The 18,959-nt window shown below is 60.2% G+C and carries 15 protein-coding genes; 7 read left to right on the top strand and 8 right to left on the bottom strand.

Features of this window, described 5'->3' with window-relative positions; translation table 11 throughout:
- Window positions 1–24 precede the first annotated feature (24 nt).
- The 3 genes from AADW57_RS11050 to AADW57_RS11040 all read left to right on the top strand — a co-directional run bounded on the left by AADW57_RS11050 (window position 25) and on the right by AADW57_RS11040 (window position 2,994).
- The gene (locus AADW57_RS11050) at window positions 25–1,002 is read left to right on the top strand and encodes a Bug family tripartite tricarboxylate transporter substrate binding protein (protein ID WP_341666951.1); all 978 of its coding nucleotides are present in this window, start codon (window positions 25–27) and stop codon (window positions 1,000–1,002) included.
- Window positions 977–2,314, top strand: coding sequence for a sulfatase-like hydrolase/transferase (locus AADW57_RS11045; RefSeq protein ID WP_445819143.1), 1,338 nt, complete (start codon window positions 977–979; stop codon window positions 2,312–2,314). Before AADW57_RS11050 ends, AADW57_RS11045 begins: the two co-directional genes overlap by 26 nt.
- A gap of 68 nt (window positions 2,315–2,382) precedes the next feature.
- A complete protein-coding gene (locus tag AADW57_RS11040) occupies window positions 2,383–2,994 on the top strand; it encodes an HAD-IB family hydrolase (protein ID WP_341666949.1) in 612 nt (203 codons plus the stop codon).
- 65 nt (window positions 2,995–3,059) lie between these two features.
- Here the strand turns inward: AADW57_RS11040 and AADW57_RS11035 are convergent, their stop codons facing one another.
- Both AADW57_RS11035 and AADW57_RS11030 read right to left on the bottom strand, forming a co-directional pair.
- The gene (locus AADW57_RS11035) at window positions 3,060–3,629 is read right to left on the bottom strand and encodes an HdeD family acid-resistance protein (protein ID WP_341666948.1); all 570 of its coding nucleotides are present in this window, start codon (window positions 3,627–3,629) and stop codon (window positions 3,060–3,062) included.
- Window positions 3,630–3,731: 102 nt separating this feature from the next.
- Window positions 3,732–5,771 carry a hypothetical protein gene (locus tag AADW57_RS11030; RefSeq protein WP_341666946.1) on the bottom strand — a complete coding sequence of 680 codons (2,040 nt, stop codon included), beginning with the start codon at window positions 5,769–5,771 and terminating at the stop codon, window positions 3,732–3,734.
- Between the two features lie 219 nt (window positions 5,772–5,990).
- Here AADW57_RS11030 and AADW57_RS11025 point away from each other — a divergent pair, with 219 nt between their 5' ends.
- Window positions 5,991–6,569, top strand: a complete 579-nt coding sequence (locus AADW57_RS11025; protein WP_341666944.1) for a DJ-1/PfpI family protein — start codon at window positions 5,991–5,993, stop codon at window positions 6,567–6,569.
- Between the two features lie 232 nt (window positions 6,570–6,801).
- On the opposite strand, the gene AADW57_RS11020 is transcribed toward AADW57_RS11025, so the two are convergent.
- The 3 genes from AADW57_RS11020 to AADW57_RS11010 are packed head-to-tail and all read right to left on the bottom strand — an operon-like array spanning window position 6,802 to window position 8,392.
- On the bottom strand, window positions 6,802–7,287 hold the full coding sequence (locus tag AADW57_RS11020) for a copper chaperone PCu(A)C (RefSeq protein ID WP_341666943.1): 486 nt from the start codon (window positions 7,285–7,287) through the stop codon (window positions 6,802–6,804).
- 19 nt (window positions 7,288–7,306) lie between these two features.
- Complete coding sequence (locus tag AADW57_RS11015) at window positions 7,307–7,924, bottom strand: SCO family protein (RefSeq protein WP_341666942.1); 618 nt, start codon at window positions 7,922–7,924, stop codon at window positions 7,307–7,309.
- Between the two features lie 57 nt (window positions 7,925–7,981).
- Window positions 7,982–8,392, bottom strand: a complete 411-nt coding sequence (locus AADW57_RS11010) for a hypothetical protein (protein WP_341666941.1) — start codon at window positions 8,390–8,392, stop codon at window positions 7,982–7,984.
- Window positions 8,393–8,473: 81 nt separating this feature from the next.
- On the opposite strand from AADW57_RS11010, the gene AADW57_RS11005 reads away from it, so the two are divergent.
- Window positions 8,474–8,638: a hypothetical protein gene (locus AADW57_RS11005; RefSeq protein WP_341666940.1), complete on the top strand. Its 165-nt coding sequence runs from the start codon at window positions 8,474–8,476 to the stop codon at window positions 8,636–8,638.
- A gap of 22 nt (window positions 8,639–8,660) precedes the next feature.
- Here the strand turns inward: AADW57_RS11005 and AADW57_RS11000 are convergent, their stop codons facing one another.
- Window positions 8,661–10,367 (bottom strand): FMN-binding glutamate synthase family protein, encoded by a 1,707-nt coding sequence (locus tag AADW57_RS11000; RefSeq protein WP_341666939.1) that lies wholly within the window; start codon window positions 10,365–10,367, stop codon window positions 8,661–8,663.
- Between the two features lie 131 nt (window positions 10,368–10,498).
- Between AADW57_RS11000 and AADW57_RS10995 the strand changes: the two genes are divergently transcribed.
- Window positions 10,499–10,942, top strand: a complete 444-nt coding sequence (locus AADW57_RS10995; protein WP_341666938.1) for a GNAT family N-acetyltransferase — start codon at window positions 10,499–10,501, stop codon at window positions 10,940–10,942.
- 53 nt (window positions 10,943–10,995) lie between these two features.
- Here the strand turns inward: AADW57_RS10995 and AADW57_RS10990 are convergent, their stop codons facing one another.
- A complete protein-coding gene (locus tag AADW57_RS10990) occupies window positions 10,996–13,713 on the bottom strand; it encodes a tetratricopeptide repeat protein (RefSeq protein WP_341666937.1) in 2,718 nt (905 codons plus the stop codon).
- 374 nt (window positions 13,714–14,087) lie between these two features.
- Here AADW57_RS10990 and AADW57_RS10985 point away from each other — a divergent pair, with 374 nt between their 5' ends.
- Window positions 14,088–15,995 carry an FUSC family protein gene (locus tag AADW57_RS10985; RefSeq protein WP_341666936.1) on the top strand — a complete coding sequence of 636 codons (1,908 nt, stop codon included), beginning with the start codon at window positions 14,088–14,090 and terminating at the stop codon, window positions 15,993–15,995.
- Between the two features lie 196 nt (window positions 15,996–16,191).
- Here AADW57_RS10985 and acnA read toward each other — a convergent pair whose 3' ends face one another.
- Window positions 16,192–18,846 carry an aconitate hydratase AcnA gene (gene acnA / locus AADW57_RS10980; protein WP_341666935.1) on the bottom strand — a complete coding sequence of 885 codons (2,655 nt, stop codon included), beginning with the start codon at window positions 18,844–18,846 and terminating at the stop codon, window positions 16,192–16,194.
- Window positions 18,847–18,959 lie beyond the last annotated feature (113 nt).

Genomic DNA, 18,959 nt, shown 5'->3' with positions numbered 1-18,959 from the left:
TTTTCAATTACTTGGTGGAGCAATATGATGCATCAGATACAACATACGGCCTTGGTGTTCTTTCTGGGTGCGGCCGTGATGGCCGGTTCCCCCGCCCATGCCCAGTACCCGGAACGGCCGATTACGCTGGTCGTGCCTTTTGCGCCCGGCGGCGGCTCCGATACCTTATCGCGCCTGATCGCGCAAAAAATATCGGAGCAAAAAGGCGTGTCCGTTGTGGTCGAGAACCGGCCCGGCGGCAACACCACCATTGCTGCGCGCCATGTGGCGCGCGCCAAGCCGGATGGCTATACCGTGCTGACGGCCATTGATGCCACCATGGTGTTCAACCCGGTTCTGTACAAACAAGCGCCTTATGATCCGGCCAAGGATTTCGAGCCGGTCGCGATGGCGACATTCATGCCCTTGGTGTTGAGCGTGCCACCGGATTCCAGCATCCAGACGGTGGGGCAGTGGGTGGACAGCCTTAAAAAGGGGCAGACGGCGTATTCCATGTATGCGCATGGTGCTTTGCCGGGGCGCATTGCCATGGAAGTCATCAGTCGTGCGGCGGGCGTGGCACCCACGCCCGTGCCTTTTAACGGCAGCACGCCTGCTTTGCAGGCGGTGCTGGGCGGCCATGTGCCGGTACTGATCGATGCCCTGGCACCGTCTTTGCCGCATTTGAAGGCCGGTAAGCTGCGCCCCTTGATGGTGACGACAAAAGAGCGCACGCCGATTCTGCCGCAGGTGCCGTCTGCGGGCGAGGCCGGTTTTCCGGGTGTGGATGTGGCCAGTTGGACCGGGTTTTTTGTGCCCGCAGGCACGGATGGCGCGGAGCGGCAGTGGCTGGAGGACGCGTTCGTGCAGGCCTTGTCCGAGCCGACGATGGCCGCCAAGTTGCGCGAGCTGGGCATGGATGTCACCATCAAGCGCCGGGACGAGTTCAAGCAGCAGATCGACAGGGACAGCGCCCGCTACAAACAGGTTATTAGCGATGCCGGCCTGGCGGGAACCTTGTAAGGAACAGGGCGTGACCAATTTCATATTTATTTTGGCCGATGATCTGGGGCATGCCGATCTGGGCTGTTATGGCGGGCTGGCCGATACCAGCCCTAATCTGGACCGCCTGGCGCGTCAGGGTTTGCGGTTTACCAGGGCTTATGCCAATTCGCCGGTCTGTTCGCCCACCCGTTTTGCCTTGATGACGGGGCGGTACCAGTATCGTTTACGAGGCGGTGCCGAAGAGCCGTTGACGCCGCGCTTTAAGGGCGACAAGGTTGTGGGCCTGCCGCCCGAGCATCCTACCTTGCCTTCGCTGCTGCGGGAGCAGGGCTACCGCACGGCGTTGATCGGCAAATGGCATCTGGGCTATCCGCCGCATTTCGGTCCTTTGCACAGTGGTTACGAGCAGCATTGGGGTATTTTGTCCGGCGGGGCGGATTATTTGCGCCATACGGATAATAATGGCGAAGGGGCCTTGTATCAGGATGGCCAGCCGGTGCAGGCGCAGGGCTATTTGACGGATTTGCTCAGCGAACGAGCGGTGCAGTATGTGCGCCGGCGGGGGCAGGATAAAGCCCCTTTCTTGCTGAGTCTGCATTACACCGCGCCACACTGGCCCTGGCAGACGCGTGCCATGTCGCAGACAGGCGATTACACCTTTCCGGCCAGGCTCAGCGATCTTGAGAGCGGCTCCATCCATATTTATCGACAAATGATCCGTGAAATGGACGAGGGCATCGGTGCGCTTTGCGTGGCGTTGCAGGAGTGTGGTCTGCTGCACGATACTTTGATTGTTTTTACCAGCGACAATGGCGGCGAACGCTACTCCAATAATTGGCCCTTGGTGGGCGGGAAGATGGACTTGACCGAAGGCGGCATTCGGGTGCCGCAAGTGGTGCACTGGCCTGCCGTGGTGCGTCCAGGCATTACGGATGTCCCATGCATGACCATGGATTGGGCTCCTACATTCTGGGATCTGGCCGGTGTGCGTCCCCCTTCGGAATACGAGCCCGATGGCACGTCTTTAGTTTCGCTGTTGCGTGGAGTAGGCGCTCCCGATCCGACACGTTCCCTGTTCTGGCGCATGAAGCATCGCGCCCAGCATGCCCTGATCCAGGGAGACTGGAAGTACCTGAAGGTGGACGAGTACGAATACTTGTTCGACCTAGCCCAGGACGAACGCGAGAGATCCAATCTGGCGCGGCGCGAACCGCAGCGGCTGCAACGCATGCGGGACACGTATCTTCAGTGGGCCGACAGCATGCCGGCTATCCCTGCGCAGGCACGCGCCGATCTGGTTTATGGGCCGGCCGACATGCCGGCGCGTTAGTCTGAAAAAGGTCGCCGCACAGGTTCCCGCTCCTATACACTGCCAGTTTTCCGCCAGGAGGGCTGCGCGTGCTGGTTGCATTTGATTTCGATGGCACGATTACCGACAGGGACAGTTTGCAGGACTTTGTGCGGCGCATGCGCGGCTGGACCGTATGCCTGAAGGCGTATCTGGCTTGTCTGCCCCGCCTGCTGTGGCTGGATCGTGGCCCGGTGCGTCGTCAGGCCATCAAGGCGCGGTTTTTGGCCAGCGCCTTGGCGGGACTGGATCGTGACCAGTTGCAGGCGCTGGCGGATGTGTATGTGCGCGAGTATCTGCCTGGGCTTTTGCGTCCGGAAATGCTGGAGCGCCTACGGGCGCACCGCCGTCGTGGGGATACGGTGGTACTGGTCAGTGCCTCGCCGTCACTGTATTTGCAGGTTTGGGCGCATCAGGAAGGGATAGCGCAGGTCCTGGCGACCGAGTTGGCGTTTGATGGCCAGGGCCGTTTTTCGGGTCTGGGCAGCCCCAATTGCTGGGGCGAGGAAAAAGTGCGGCGCCTGCAAATGTGGCTGGGTCAAGAGTCGGTCAGCCTGGATATGGCGTATGGCGATAGCCAGGGCGATGCCGCCATGCTGGCGCGGGCCCGCTTGCCGTGGCTGCGCACACGTGACGCCGGTTTGCCGGAGCTGTCGTTTTGAGCGTTTGGGCAAGAGACAGGCGCTGTCGGGAGCGCCTGTCTGTGGTGGCCGGCCGCGAAATATAATTATGAATCGCTGCGTTTGACCGCCATGCCCAGCAGCAAAATTGCCCAGCCTTGGGTCAGCAGGTCTATGCCTAGAATCAGGCCCAGTACCCAGATGCTGTTGCCCGGCCAGCCGGCGGCAATGATCAGGCCGGCCGCCAAGGTAATCAGACCAGAAAAAGCCAGCCAGCCGCCGCCGGCCTGGGCGCGGTTCTGGAACCAGACCCACAGGCGCAGAAAACCGGAGGCGATCAGGAAGGCCCCGAAGATCAGGGTCAGGATGGTGGCACCCACCAATGGATTGCTGATGGCGACCACGCCGGCCAGCAGGTAGAGCACGCCGCTCAGACTCCAGAGCAGAAAGCCCTTCCAGCCTTTGGCGCTCCAGGCATGGGCCAGTTGCAGCACGCCGCCCAGGGCCATCAGCACGCCGATATAGACCACGCTGGCGACCGTGGCCCCCACGACATAGGCCAGGGCAATCAGGCCCAGCACGATCAGGGCGATGCCCAAGCCGATCAGCCATCCGGGTTTCAGGGGGAGATGGCGCAGCAGTTCGGAAGAGGGGCGGTGTTCAGGACTAGGGGTCATATGCGTACTCCAGAGGGTGACGACAAACGATGCCTTTTCCACTGTACCGCAGTCCGCTGGGCAGGCCTAGCGTTGATTGAGCCAGGCCCGCCCGAATGATGGTCAGAGAGCGGCCAGGTCCAGCTCGATGTTGCCTTGGTCATTGGACTGGCTGTTGAGCAGCCAGTCTTGCAGCGCCTGGTGCCAACGCATCAGGTGTTCGGGCTGCGGGATGCCTTCCCATTGTTCCAGTGTGTCGGCCCAGTCCAGCTGATTGAGCTGGTGAAAGCGTCGGTAAAGGATGGGCAGCACCGCGTCGGTGGCATACAGCATGCGGGCGCGTAAGGGCTTGCCCTCCAGCAGGACGCGCAGCGGATGGCACCAGATGGTATTGCGCAGCACGATGGCGAACAGTATTGGTGCGCAGTGCGTGGGGGCGTCCGCCTGCTCCAGGTAGTATTGCTGGAGCAAAGGCAAGTGGTGCTCGAACAGGGTGCCGAGCAGTTCCGAGGCGGACTGCACGGTTTGGGTGGCGAGAGCTGTTTGCTCCTGCTCGGCCAGCATCGTCGCCAGTTGCAGCATCAGCTGGAGACGGGCAGCCGCCTGTTCCTGGCGCATGGGCAGCTCGGACAGTTGAACCAGCAGATCGGTCGTCAGGGCGGGTGACAGGGCTGCGCCCAGCACGGCCAGCAGGTCTGGTTCCAGCACGAACAGGGCCAGCGGTTCGGTATGGGCGCGTGCCAGGGCCTGCACCGCCGGGCGTAGCTGCCGGGGTGTCAGCACGCCCGAATCACCCATCTCCAGGATATTGCGTATGGCCACCTGAATGATGCTGTTTTGGATGTTGTCCTGGCTCAGGCTTTGTCCGCCGGCGATCTGGCTGGCGATACGACCGAGCTGGCGCAAGGGTTCGCCTTGGGAATCGGGGCGAATCAGGCCCATGCGATGTCGGTATGACGGGTATATGTCCAGCAATTGCTGGACATGATATTGCAGCACCGACGAAAGCGAGCGCTTGGGTTCGGTAACCAGGTCAATATAGGCGTCGGTGTCAACGTGCAGCAGGCGCAGGTCATGCAAGAGCTGCCCCTCTTGATTATCCACGCATTGCTTGATGTCCTCGCGGCTGGGTAGGGCCTTGATTAGATCCACAAAGGCCGCTGTGCCCAGATCGATGCGCCAGTCGTGCGGCAGCGGGGAGTTCAGCCTGACGCTGCATGAATACTTGAGCAGCACCACGCCCAGAAAACGCAGGCCGAATTCCTCGGCGTAGTCGTTGGCCACTTCGGCCCCATCGTTGATATCGGTGTCCAGCAGGTGTTGCAGCAACTGCGGATTCTGGGTGCGGTGCTCGTCGGACAGCGACCAGCGCAGGGCGATCCCGGCCAGGGCTTCGAGCGAGGCCATGATCAGTTCCTGACCGTGCAGGCTGCGGGCGCGCTGGGCCAGGTGATCGGAGATGGCCAGATAATCGCTGGCAAGCACGGCGTTCAGCAGGGGCAGGTCCTGGCGGTCGCTGTCTTTAAGCCAGTCCTGGTCTATGGTGTGGATCAGGTTGGCGTTGCGCAGTCTGGCTTCCAGCAACTGGCGCAGGGCGGGGTCGGCGTAAATGACTTCCAGCGCGGCGCGCAGGCGCTCCAGTGTCTGGAATAGCTGCTGGCCGGCGGCCGTCATGGATTCGCGGCTGCCTTCCGGCCCGGCGCCCCACATGCTGGTGCTGAAGTTGATGGCTTTGCTGGCCATGCTGTAGACGGCCAGCGAACCTAGGTTCAGATCGCGCAGGGTCAGGGTCAGTTCGTGAAAGGCGTGCGATGCTTTGTTGAGTTTTTCTTTGTATTGATTGCTCAGTGCGTTGCGGTTCAAGGCCTGGGTCTGTTCGTGGCTGAGTCTGGACAGATTCATGCTCTGACGCGCCAGATAGATGGCATAGACTGATCCGGCCAGGGCGATGGGCATGCCCAGCACGATCTGCATGACACCGGTATAGGACTGCAGATCGAATACGCCTTCCTGTTCGCCGCGCACAAAGTCGCGCGAGCCCAGCCAGCGGTAGAAGTCGGGGAAATAGAAGTACAGAAAAACGGCGACGCCCAGAGTGAACAAGGCGGTAATCAGGGCGAAGATCAGGAAATCCCGGCCCAGGCTTTCTTTTTTTAGACGCATGATGGGACGATGAGTGGTGGGAAGAGAGCGTCGCAAGACGTAAGGCACGATGGTAATGGACTTTTGTGTATTTTTGTTACGTTCTGTGCGTATTTTGCCTGTTGTCGGGGCGACTTGCGCGCGTCATGTGCCTGGGCGATGATGGGCAGATCGCCGTTGCGACCGGCGCACGGCGTGGCCTCCTTCTATGGGGGGCTTGTCCAACGTCAAGGAGCCATAATGAGCAAGAAGATTCTGATGATCTGCGGTGATTATTGCGAAGACTACGAGACCATGGTGCCGTTCCAGACTTTGTTGGCCGTGGGCCATCGTGTGGATGCCGTCTGCCCGGATAAGAAAGCGGGCGATACGATCGCAACGGCTATTCACGACTTCGAGGGTGAGCAGACCTATTCGGAAAAGCGTGGCCACAATTTTCGTCTGAATGCCGACTTTGATGCGGTGCGCGGTCAAGACTACGATGCGCTGCTGATTCCTGGCGGGCGCGGCCCCGAATACCTGCGTCTGAATCCCCGCGTCATCGAGCTGGTGCGTCATTTTTTTGATGCCGACAAACCGGTGGCGGCGGTATGCCACGGTGCCCAATTGCTGGCAGCGGCCGGGGTGCTGAAAGGGCGGGAGTGTTCGGCGTATCCTGCCTGTCGTCCCGATGTGGAGCTGGCAGGCGGACGTTATGCCGATATCGCGGTCGACCAAGCCGTGACCGATGGCAAACTGGTGACTGCCCCGGCCTGGCCCGCGCATCCGCAATGGCTGGCCCAGTTTCTGGCCGTGCTGGGCACGACAATATCGCACTAAAAACAGCCGGGGCCGAACGCCGAGTCCGGCGGGTCGGCAGGGGCTATAAACACGAAGGCCCTACCGTTGCGGTAGGGCCTGTTTGCCGCTTTTGCGGCGCTGAACTGTCATGATGACAGTTTGGGAAAGCTGCCGTTTCAGAGCAACTTACTGACGCTGTGTCAGTGGTTTCAATGTACCGCTGCCGCTTTCCCATGCACATTCTGGAAAACCCTCAATGTGTATCCGAGTGTCAATGTGCTTTATGACCGTGTCCGTCATGGTGGCCCTGGCCGGACTTGGCATTAAGGGCACGCACCGGAGCGCGTACGGCGATTTCCTGTTTCTGGCCGGCGGCGGTTTCGATCAATAGAGTCAAATCTACATTGCTTCCCGCGTTGACCTGCTGCTTCAGTCCCATCAGCATGATGTGGTAGCTGCCGGGCTTCAGTTCTACCGCTTTGCCGGCCGGCAAGTCGATGTGTTGGACTTGGCGCATGCGCATGACGTCCTTGTCCATGACCATTTCGTGGATTTCCGCCTGTTGGGTCAGGGGACTGCGCACGCCGACCAGCTTAGCCTGGTCGGTGGACTGTAGCGCCATGAAGGCACCGGTGGCTTGCTGGCCGGCCACGGTGGCCCGCACCCAGGGTTCGGCAACAGTGACTTGGGCCTGAGCCAACGAGGCAGCGCCCAGCAAAGCCAGGCCGATCAGAGAGGAGATAAATGTGCGTTGCATGTTGAAATTCCTTGCGTGTTCAGTGGGACAGAGCCAGCACCTGGCGCAGGTCGGCTACCGCTTCTTCGGTAGTCTGCGTATGGCGCAGGGCGATCTGCAGCTTGCCGTGTGTGTCGTAGACATAGGTCAGCGCGCTGTGGTCCATGGTGTAGCTCGAGCCGGTGGGCACTTTCTGGTAGAAGACCTTGAAATCCTGGGCGGTCTTGGCCAGTTCTTCCTGTGTGGGCCGCAAGGCCACGAAACCCGGATCGAACGCCTGCATATAGGCCCGCAGCAGCTCGTTGCTGTCGCGTTCCGGGTCTACGGAAATGAACAGAACCTGGATTTTGTCGCCGTCCTTGCCCAATTGCTCTTTGATGTCCACGGCGCGCGTCAGCGCGGTGGGGCAGACATCGGGGCATTGGGTAAAGCCAAAGAAGATCAGCACGACCTTGCCGCGATAATCGGCCAGGGTGCGCCGTTGTCCTTCGGTGTCGGTCAGGGCGAAGTCTTTGCCGAAATCCGCACTGCTCAGGTTGACGCCTTCCAGATTGCTGAAGGCCGCCTGTTTGGGCGTGCTGTCTTTGCAGGCGGCCAGCACAAAGGGCGTGGCCAGCAGGCCGAGCAGCAGTCGGCGGCGAGGGTGTGAAGCCTTCATAGAAAGATCCCGCTAGATTCAATAGTGATATACGGCCTGCTGGCCGTGTAAAAACAGTCAGGACAGCAGGGGCGCTGGCGGGGCGCGGGCCCCCAGGGCGGGGCCGGTATGGGCCGGTGCGGGCCAGACAGGCGAAGCGGCGGCTGTCCAGGTGTGGACAGGCAGAAAAACCGGTGCCCAGACGGGCAAGGGGCTTGGGGGCAGCACGTTCTGTGCCTGCGCCTGGCCAAATAAACAGGCTGGATGGACGGTGTGTTCGTCCGAACCCGATTCCGGAGCGTGGCCAGCCCAGTTGGCCAGAGCCGGTTCGCCTTGCACACAGAAGGTGATGGCGGCGCTGTAGTCCGGGCCGGAGGCCGGCATGTAGCCGGCGGGGATCAGGCCGCGCAGCACAAGAGCGCACAGCGCCAGAACCAGCAAAAGCCGGTGGCCGGAGCGGGGTGCGGAAAGTGCAGTATGCCTGATCATGATTCCTGCATTCTAGTACAGTTGGAAATCCGTATTGGGGGATTTTCTGGCACAGTACGAGGCCATTATGCAGGAGTTGATATGGGACAAATGATGCGTGCGGCTGTCTGCGTGCTGATGACGCTGGCACTGCTGGGGTGTGCCGGGGGGCGTAATTGTGCCGATGCCGGGTTCAAGACTTCGCCCGGCGTGCAGGTTTATGGGGAAGTGGATGTCGGCGTGGGAACGATGCGGCAGTCGCGCTAGGACGGCGGCCGCATCGTCGGGGTCAGGCCAGAGTTTGTCCGGCGCTGTCGGCGGCGTCCTGCTTTTTGGGTGGTTCGTCGTGGTCGGCCTGGTCATTCAGGCTCGAGAGCGCCTTGCTCAGGCTGTAAGCCGGTTCAAACGAGTCGGGGTTGGCCATGGGCCAGCCGACGCGGAAAATGGTCTGCCGATAGTGGCCGCGCAGCAGTTCACCTTTTTCCAGATCCGGGAACAGGGCCGAGAGCACGCGGATTTCGCCATTGCTGATGCGCCGCGCGATATGGTGCGGGCGCAATTGATCCGGGTGTTTTAGGCCGGCGGCGGCCAGCAGTTCGGCCAGGGCTTTCAAGGTGTTGGTGTGGAAGCTGGCGACACGCAAGGACTTGTCGTCCACGACCAGGGCTTTCTGGCGCAGCGGGTCTTGCGTGGTGACGCCGGTCGGGCATTTGTCGGTATGGCAGGCCTGGGCCTGGATGCAGCCGACGGCAAACATAAAGCCGCGCGCGCTGTTGCACCAGTCCGCGCCCAGGGCCATGATGCGCGCCATGTCAAAGGCGCTGATGATCTTGCCCGATGCGCCCAGGCGTATCTGTTCGCGCAGGCCTATCCCCACCAAGGTATTGTGGACCAGGCGCAAGGCTTCGCGCAGCGGCGTGCCCACATGATCCACAAATTCCACCGGTGCCGCGCCCGTGCCGCCTTCAGCACCGTCCACCACGATAAAGTCCGGCGTAATGCCGGTCTTGAGCATGGCCTTGGCAATGGCAAACCATTCCCAAGGGTGGCCTATGCACAGCTTAAAGCCCACCGGCTTGCCGCCGGACAGCGTGCGCAGTTGTTCTACAAACTGCAGCAGTTCCACCGGCGTGGAAAATGCGCTGTGATGCGGGGGCGAGTTGCAGTCCTGGCCGACGGGCACGCCACGCGCTGCGGCGATTTCCGCTGTTACCTTGGCCCCCGGCAGGATGCCGCCGTGGCCTGGTTTGGCCCCTTGCGACAGCTTGATCTCGATCATCTTGATGTGATCCTGGGTGGCCCGCTCCGCAAAGCGTTCCGGCGAGAAATTGCCCTGCTCGTCGCGGCAGCCGAAGTAGCCCGAGCCTATGTTCCAGATCAGATCGCCGCTGTGGCGCAAATGGTAAGTGCTGACGCCGCCTTCGCCGGTGTCATGCGCAAAATTACCCATGCGCGCGCCTTTGTTCAGGGCCAGCACGGCATTGGCGGACAGGGCACCGAAACTCATGGCCGAAATGTTCAGCACGGACAGGGAGTAGGGCTGGGTACAGGACGGCCCGCCCACCTGAACCCGGAATTCGGGGTCGGCGATGTGGCTGGGATTCATGGAATGGTTGATCCATTCGTAGCCGTTGCCGTAGACCTCTTGCTGGGTGCCAAAGGGGCGTTTGTCTACTTGCTGCTTGGCGCGCTGGTAGACCAGGGAGCGGTCGGCGCGGGAAAACGGCAACTGCTGGGTGTCGCTTTCCAGAAAGTACTGGCGGATTTCGGGGCGCACAGCCTCGAACAGAAAACGCAGATTGCCGATGACCGGATAGTTGCGGCGTATGGCGTGGCGCGTTTGCGTCAGGTCCACCATGCCCAGTGCGCACAGCGCCATGCCGGGAATGGCCAGCCACAGCCAGCCGGCGCTGCCGAACAAGGCCAACAGCAGGGACAGGGCGGTAAGGGCGATAATCACATAGAAGGCTGTATAGCGTGTCAGCCACTGGCGCATAATGACTCCTGTCAAAAATAAATGCGAGGACGCTGCCGATCTTGTGGGTCGGAACGCCGTACCATGCACATAATAGACCGCTCCGTACGGTTTTGCCACGCTTTTGCAGAACTTCTTTCAGGAAAAACAGCATGATTTCTGCCCGACAAGACGAACGATTCCGCACTGGCGATTGGACCCAATTGGCGGCAGATGCGCTGGCCGTGAGGCTGGAGGTGTTCGTCGCGGAGCAGCAAGTGCCGCTGGCCGACGAAGTGGATGAATACGATCCGGCCTGTGTCCATGTAGTGGTCTATGTGCACGACCTGCCGGTGGCAACCGGCCGCTTGCGCCCCGACGGGTACATAGGGCGGCTGGCCGTGCGCCGCCCCTGGCGCGCGACCGGTCTGGGCGGCCGCGTCCTGGACCATTTACTGGCACTGGGCTGGCAGGCCGGCCATGCCGAACTGAAACTGGCCGCCCAATGCCAGGCCCGGAACTTCTACCGCAAACGCGGTTTTGTGGAATACGGCGAGGTGTTCGACGACGCGGGGATCGAGCACATTATGATGCGTTTGGGGGAGCAGGGGACTTAGCGCAGGCTGGCAACTGGGAGCGGTTATTCATTTGGCTCTGTGTTTTCGATTATTTATTTTTGGATGATGTTCTTATTGTTGCGTGCCTTTGCTACCTGTCCTCGCAGTGCTTGTTCGGGCGCATTGCCATAGCGGCGTATGACCTCGGCATAGCTTTCGATAGCTGCTGCGTTGTTTCCCATCTGGCCTTGCCGAACTCCCTTGTTGTTCAGCGCCTTCGCTACCTGTTTTCGCAGTGCTTGCTCGGGCGCATCGCCATAGCGGCGTATGACCTCGTCATAGCTTTCGATAGCTGCTGCGTTGTTTCCCATCTGGCCTAGCCGAACTCCCTTATTGTTCAGCGCCTTCGCTACCTGTTCTCGCAGTGCTTGTTCGGGCGCATCGCCATAGCGGCGTATGACCTCGTCATAGCTTTCGATCGCTGCTGCATTGTCTCCCATCTGACCTTGCGTGACCCCTTTGTTGTATAGCGCCTTCGCTACCTGTTCTCGCAGTGCTTGTTCGGGCGCATCGCCATAGCGGCGTATGAGTTCGTCATAGCTTTCGATAGCTGCTGCTTTGTTCCCCATCTGGCCTAGCCGAGCCCCCTTGTTGTATAGCGCCGTCGCTACCTGTTCTTGCAGTGCTTGTTCGGGCGCATTGCCATAGCGGCGTATGACCTCGGCATAGCTTTCGATAGCTGCTGCGTTGTTTCCCATCTGGCCTTGCCGAACTCCCTTGTTGTTCAGCGCCTTCGCTACCTGTTCTCGCAGTGCTTGTTCGGGCGCATCGCCATAGCGGCGTATGAGTTCGTCATAGCTTTCGATAGCTGCTGCGTTGTTCCCCATCTGGCCTAGCCGAGCCCCCTTGTTGTATAGCGCCGTCGCTACCTGTTCTTGCAGTGCTTGTTCGGGCGCATCGCCATAGCGGCGTATGACCTCGTCATAGCTTTCGATAGCTGCTGCGTTGTTTCCCATCTGGCCTAGCCTAACTCCTTTGCCGGATAGCGCCTTTGCTACCTGTTCTCGCAGTGTTTGTTCGGGCGCATCGCCATAGCGGCGTATGACCTCGTCGTAACTTTCGATAGCTGCTGCGTTGTTTCCCATCTGGCCTAGCCTAACTCCTTTGCCGGACAGCGCCTTCGCGACGTGTTCTCTCAAGACTAGCTCCGGTGCATCTCCATAGCGGCGTATGACCTCGTCATAGCTTTCGATAGCTGTCGCGTTGTCGTCCATCAGGCCTTGAGCGACACCAGTGTTGTACAACGCCTTTGCTACCCGTTCTCGCAGTGCTTGTTCGGGCGCATCGCCATAGCGGCGTATGACCTCGTTGTTACTCTCGATTGCTGCTGCGTTGTTTCCCATCTGGCCTAGCTGAACTCCCTTGTTGTATAGCGCCTTCGCGACGTGTTCTCTCAAGACTAGCTCCGGTGCATCTCCATAGCGGCGTATGACCTCGTCATAGCTTTCGATAGCTGTCGCGTTGTCGTCCATCAGGCCTTGAGCGACACCAGTGTTGTACAAGGCCTTTGCTACCTGTACTTGCAGTGCTTGTTCGGGCGCATCGCCATAGCGGCGTATGACCTCGTTGTTACTTTCGATTGCTGCTGCGTGATTTCCCATCTGGCCTAGCCGAACTCCCTTGTTGTATAGCGCCTTCGCTACCTGTTCTCGCAGCGCTTGTTCGGGCGCATCTCCATAGCGGCGTATGACCTCGTCATAGCTTTCGATGGCTGCTGCGTTGTTTCCCATCTGGCCTAGCCGAACTCCCTTGTTGTATAGCGCCTTCGCTACCTGTTCTCGCAGTGCTTGTTCGGGCGCATCGCCATAGCGGCGTATGACCTCGTCATAGCTTTCGATCGCAGCTGCATTGTCTCCCATCTGACCTTGCGTGACCCCTTTGTTGTAGAGCGCTTTGGCGATATCTATTTCTTTAGCATTTTCCATAAGGGAGGCTCGCTTCCAGAAGTAGGCGGCGTCTTCGAGTCTGTCAACCGCATAGGCAGCATGGGCACGCGTATTCCAGTCATTGAAGGAGTAGGCAGACTCTGGTTTTTTCTGGAGTTCTTCATCTCGAATCTGAAGGGCAGATTTGTCTTCAGCGTTTGGAAGAGCAGACTGTGTTTGATTGTTTTTATCATCTCCTATGTTAGCTTGCTGTCGCGCAATGGCCGCAGTTGCAGCTTGAGCATGATCGCTAAAAGTTTTCAAGTTCCTGTCCAGATCGTCTAAAACCTCTTGTAGGCGTTTTTCGGCTTTTTGCTCGGTTGTTTTTAAAATTGCTTCTGCATTATTAGTTAACCATTCTTGTGTGGCTTTTTTAGCCTCTTCCCTTGATCTGCTGTTTACAGTAAGTAAGCCTACTAAGCCTAGACCGGCTAAAAAAACAGCTAACAGAAAACCAAAACGATCAACCGATTGTCCGGTCTTCTCGAGCGCATCGTCGATGCGCTTATTGAGCGACTCAATATCGGTTCTTTGATTGGCTTCTAGGTTTTCGATTTTGACTTGAAAAATCTGACCTTGAGTCGCTAGTTCTTGGGCCAGGACAGGATCGGTTTGCTCGGTCTTGATGAGTGCATCGTCGATTCGTTGGTTCAGCCATCCAAAGTGCTGATGTTGAATCTCTTGAAGATGGTCGAGTTTGATCTGGAAGGCGGACTTTTGTGCATCCAGTTCATTCGTTGAAATGCGAGTCGATTGTGCAAAGACAGGCAGTGATATTCCGACTAGACCAATGGTGATGAGCTTTTTGAGGAGCCGATGGGTTTTCTGCTGGCGTCTTTTCTTCATGGCAACATTAAATCGCAGGGCAGGAGTCTCTGAGGTATGGTGGATGGCAGAAAATACTGTTCTTCTAGGTCGGGAGACGCTGGGTAACGTGGAAGGATCTAAAAATTTCAATTTTCAGTGTAACTATGGCCTGCAATATATTACAAATTTTTGATCGAGGTGTTGCGGATCAGGTGAATGGTTCCGGTCTGCGTCGTTTTGGATACGGTTTTTGATTTTTCAGCAGGCGGGATTTTCGGGCAGTAGCTGTCGTTTTTTTTTTGATATGTAGGTTAGCTATGATTTGGTTCAGGCTTAGCCCATAGTGATGCTCTACGATTGACAGCCGCGCTAACGATATAATCAAGCTTTAGTAGCTTATCGTCTTCATTCCTGTGTTTCCCAAACTGATCCAACTGGACCGTGCTGCGGTGTGGCAGGGCTTGCGTCTGGCCTTGGCGGCATCTTTGTCCTTTGCGATTGCGGTATGGCTGGGGGTGGATAATCCGTATTGGGCGGCCATGCCGGTTTGGGTGATTTCCCAGGCTTCGCGGGGCTTGATTTACGAGCGGGCGCTGTTCCGTATCGGCGGCACCTTGGTGGGGGCGGCGCTGGGTCTGGCTTTTTTGTATTTGCCCGATCCGTATCTGCAGTTGGCCTGCATGGCGCTGGTGGTGGCCACCGGTTCGGCCCTGACGCATGTGTTGCGCGGCGCGCACAGTTATTTGCCCATGCTGGCCGGTATTACGACGGCGGTGGTGGTGTTGCCATCCGTGCTGGCACCGCAGGCTTCGTTTGAGCTGGCCTTGTCGCGGGTGGAGTGCACCTTGATCGGCGTGCTGGTGGCCACCTTGATTTCGGGCTGGGGGACGCCGCACAGTCGGCGGGGCGATTTTTACGGGCGGGTACGGGATCTGGCGGCGGATGCCTTGCGCTTGAGCGCGCATTATCTGGGCCCGGAATATCAGAAAGATGCGCCTGAGTTGAGTGCGCGGGTGTTGGCTGAGCTGAGCGAACTGGATGCGCAGGCCCGATTGAATGCGGCCGGTTCTTTGCAGGCGTATCGGCGCATACCATATGTGGATGCCTTATTGTATGCCGCCATCGAATTGCTGGCGGCCAGCCGTGTGATTGCCGATCAGCGCGCCCGAGGTCTGTCTTGTCATCCGGAATATGCGCGGCTTTTGTTGCAGCAGGCGGACGACTTGCAGGCGGGGCGCGATCTTGTCGTGCCGGGCAAACGATCCGGTCTAGCGGCGCGGGAGGTCAGTCTGGCACGTGTGCGGCGTGCGATGGGGCAGATACGGCGGGCGGGGCAGGGGCTGTTTGCGACCCATCCGCCCCGGCGCAGCCATCGTTCTTTGGCCGTGCCGGCGGTGGCGGTGGACTGGGCATTGGCCCTGCGCACCGGGGCGATATCGGGTGTGGCTGGGTTTGTGGCCGGAGCCTTGGCGTATGCGTTGAACAGTCCGGCCCTGGAACTGGCCGCCATAGGCGTGTGCATCTTTTCCATGATTCTGGGTTCCATGCCCAGGCCCCATCTGATGGTGCGCAATATTTTTATCGGCGTAGTGGTGGGGGCTTGTGTGGCGGGTTTGTATCGCTACGCCGTGCAGCCGCATGTGGTGCAGGACTGGCAGGTTATTGTGTCGGTCTTGCCCTTTATGCTGTTGGGTGGTCTGGCACGCGCCAACCGGCCCACGGCGATGCCGGCGCTGGATGCCAATATGTGTTTTCAACTGGCCAGTCAGGCGGGCATGCCGGCGGTGGCCGTGTCGGCTATCGTCCAGGGATCGGCCGCGTTGATTGCCGGTGCCGCCGTGGTGTGCGCGGCCTTTTATGTGTTGCCGCGTCGTACGCAATCCCGCGGGCAGGCCTTGGTGCGCCGCATGGTGCGTGAATTGTACCCGTTGATCCGGCGCAGACCGCCGCGTCGTGTGCGGGCTTGGCGCAGCCGGGCGGCGCGTCAGCTGCTGCGTCTGTTGCAGTGGTTGGGCGCGCAGGTGCCGCCGGGGGCGGTGTCCTTGATTAATCTGGGCTACGGCATGGTGGCGTTGCAGCGCCTGGGCACACAGGGGGCGGCGCAGCAGGATTGCGTGCAGCGTGTTTGTGCTTTGATGGAGGGTTTTGAGCAGCGGCCCGGCGAGCTGGCTCGGGCCTTGCCCCGGCTGCTGGACCACGACACCGATCCGGCCCTGGTTCAGGCGGTGCTGGACGTGGTGCAGGCGCTGGAAGGGGCGCAGGAGATTCTGGCTTATGCCTACCCGGTGCAGGACGGCCTGATGTCGCGGGGGCAAGCCTGATGCTGGCGACTTCTTTGCCCGAGTCGTTTGCTCTGTTCCTGGTCGTGACGGCGCGTGGGTAGCGGCGTGAACTGGATCAGGTGCTGCATCGGCGGCGCGCCTGCTTGTTTCAAGGCGCGGGTGAACCGGACGGGCAGGCCGCGGTGCGCTGTTCCCATTGTCTGGGCCGCAATCCGGGCCTGCCGTCCAAGGACGATCAGTCCTGCAGGTAAGAGCGCCAGACGCGCGGCAGGATGCCACCGTGACGCCAGTATTCGACGTCTTCGACCGTATCCAGACGCACCGTGACCGGCACGGCCTGCTGACTGCCGTCCAGGCGCTGGATCAGCAGTTCGGCCTGTGAGCGCACGCCCAGGTTTTCTTCCAGCCCGCGCACGCCAAAGACTTCTGTGCCGTCCAGCTCCAGGGTATCGGCATTGACGCCGTCCTGAAATTGCAGCGGCAGCACGCCCATACCGACCAGATTGGTGCGGTGGATGCGCTCGAAGCCTTCGGCCACCACGGCTTTGACGCCCAGCAGGGCAGGTCCTTTGGCGGCTGAGTCGCGCGAGGAACCACAACCGTAGTTTTTGCCCGCGATGACCAGCAGCGGCACCTGACGCTCCTGATAGGTCTGTGCAGCCTCGAAAATGCGCATGACCTCGCCGTCCGGCATGACCTTGGTGATGCCGCCTTCCACGCCGGGCACGATTTTATTGCGCAGGCGGATATTGGCGAAAGTCGCCCGCTTGACCACTTCGTGGTTGGCGCGACGCGTGGTGTAGTTGTTGAAGTCTTTCTGGGCGACCCCCTTGGACAGCAGGAAATCGGCTGCGGGTGTGCCCATGCTGATGGAGCCGGATGGCGAGATGTGATCCGTGGTGATGGAGTCGCCCAGAATGGCCAGCGGGCGCAGGCCGCTCAGGTTCTTCACAGGCGCGGGTTCGCGCTGCAGGCCGTCGAAATAAGGCGGTTTGCGGATGTAGGTGCTGTCCGCTTCCCAGGGGTAGTGGCCGCCATTGCCTTCGCGCGCCAACGCATCCCAGGGTTGGCCGCCGTCGTACAGTTCGGCGTAGCGCTCGATGAACAGATCCCGTTCGTAGGCACCGTGAATGGCTTGCTGGACTTGGGCGGCCTTGGGCCAGATATCGCTCAGGTAAACGTCTTGGCCTTGCTCGTCCTGGCCCAGCGGCTCGCGGGTCAGGTCCACATTCATATTGCCCGCCAGAGCGTACGCTACGACCAATGCGGGCGAAGCCAGATAGGCGGCACGCACGTTGGCGTGGATGCGGCCTTCAAAGTTGCGGTTGCCCGACAGTACGGCGGCGGCCACCATTTTTTCCGATTCGATGGCCTGAACAATGTTGGGCGGCAGCGGGCCGGAGCCGCCGTTGCAGGTGGTGCAGCCAAAGCCGGCGATGTTAAAGCCCAGGGCATCCAGGCTGTCTTGCAACTGGGCGAGTTGCAAGACATCGGCGGTGACCTGGCTGCCGGGCACCAGCGAGGTCTTGACCCAAGGCTTGCTGCGCAGGCCGCGGGCCACGGCATTGCGGGCCAACAGACCGGCCGCCATCATATTGGCGGGGTTGGCGGTATTGGTACAGGAGGTGATGGCCGCGATGACCACATCGCCGTCGCGCAGGGCGAAATCTTCGCCTTGTACGGGCACGGCGCGTTGCGGGTCATAAGGGCGACCGGCGATTTTCTGGTGGTGCGCCGGAAACTGCTGGGCGGCGGTGTCCAGGTCCAGATGGTCTTCGGGGTTGCTGGGGCCGGCCAGGCTGGGTTTGATGCTGCCCAGGTCCAGTTTCAGCACGGTGTCGTACACCGGGGCGGGAGCCTGGGGGTCGCGCCACAGTTTTTGCGCCTTGCTGTACTGTTCGACCAGGTCGATCTGCGCTTGAGGGCGGCCGGTCATGTGCATATAGTCCAGGGCGGCCTGGTCGATGGGAAAGAACACGGCGGTGGCCCCGTATTCGGGGGCCATATTGGCGATCATGCCTCGGTCGCCCAGCGAAAGCTGATCGACGCTGGGGCCGAAGAACTCCACGAATTTCCCGACCACGCCCAGTTCGCGCAGCTTCTGGGTAATGACCAGCACCAGATCGGTGGGCAGCACGCCGTCTTGTAGGGAACCGGTCAGTTCGATACCCACTACGGCGGGCAGGGCGATGGCGACCGGCAGGCCCACCATGACGGCTTCGGCTTCGATGCCGCCCACGCCCCAGCCCAGAATGCCCAGGCCATTGACCATGGGCGTGTGGCTGTCGGTGCCCACGCAACTGTCCGGGTAGACCAGTTCGCCGCCGTCGGCTTGTTCGGCCCAGACGACCTGACCTATGTGCTCGATGTGCAACTGGTGCATGATGCCCTTGCCGGGCGGCACTACTTTGACCCCGTCGAAATTGCTGGAGCACCAGCGCAAAAAGGCAAAGCGTTCGCCGTTGCGCTGGTATTCGCGGGCCAGATTGATGTCTGCCGCCTGCGGGTTAGCCCAGCTGTCGACTTGCAGGGAGTGGTCGATGATGACGTCGATCGGCACTTGCGGGCGTACGCGGCTGGCATCCCCGCCGGCCGCCTGCACGCCTTCGCGTAGTGCCGCCATGTCCAGTAGCATGACCAGACCCAGAATGTCCTGACCAAATACGCGGGCGGGGTAGAAGGTAATGCCGTCGCCCACTTTGCGCTCCAGCAGGGAACGGATCTCTGTATCTACGTCCGCGCCGCGCACGGCGTGCTGACGACAGAGGTTTTCCAGCAGGACGCGCAGCGAATAGGGCAGGGTGTCGATGCCGTCAATATGGCCGATAGGCACGTAGCGCAGGGTGCGGCCCTGGATGGACAGGGTTTCTAGGCGTGGAGTCTGAGACATGGCAAGCAATGCATCCGTACAGAAAAGGCCGGAAGGGCGGACCGGCGTTACCGTGAAGAGCCAGGCGCATAAATGGTGCCTGGAGGCCAGATAGAACCAATAAATTGTATTTT

This window comes from Alcaligenes sp. SDU_A2 (assembly GCF_038237375.1).
Taxonomy (GTDB): Bacteria; Pseudomonadota; Gammaproteobacteria; order Burkholderiales; family Burkholderiaceae_B; genus Alcaligenes.
The sequence above is the reverse complement of the archived record's forward strand: the minus strand, read 5'-3'. Positions and strand labels throughout refer to the sequence as shown.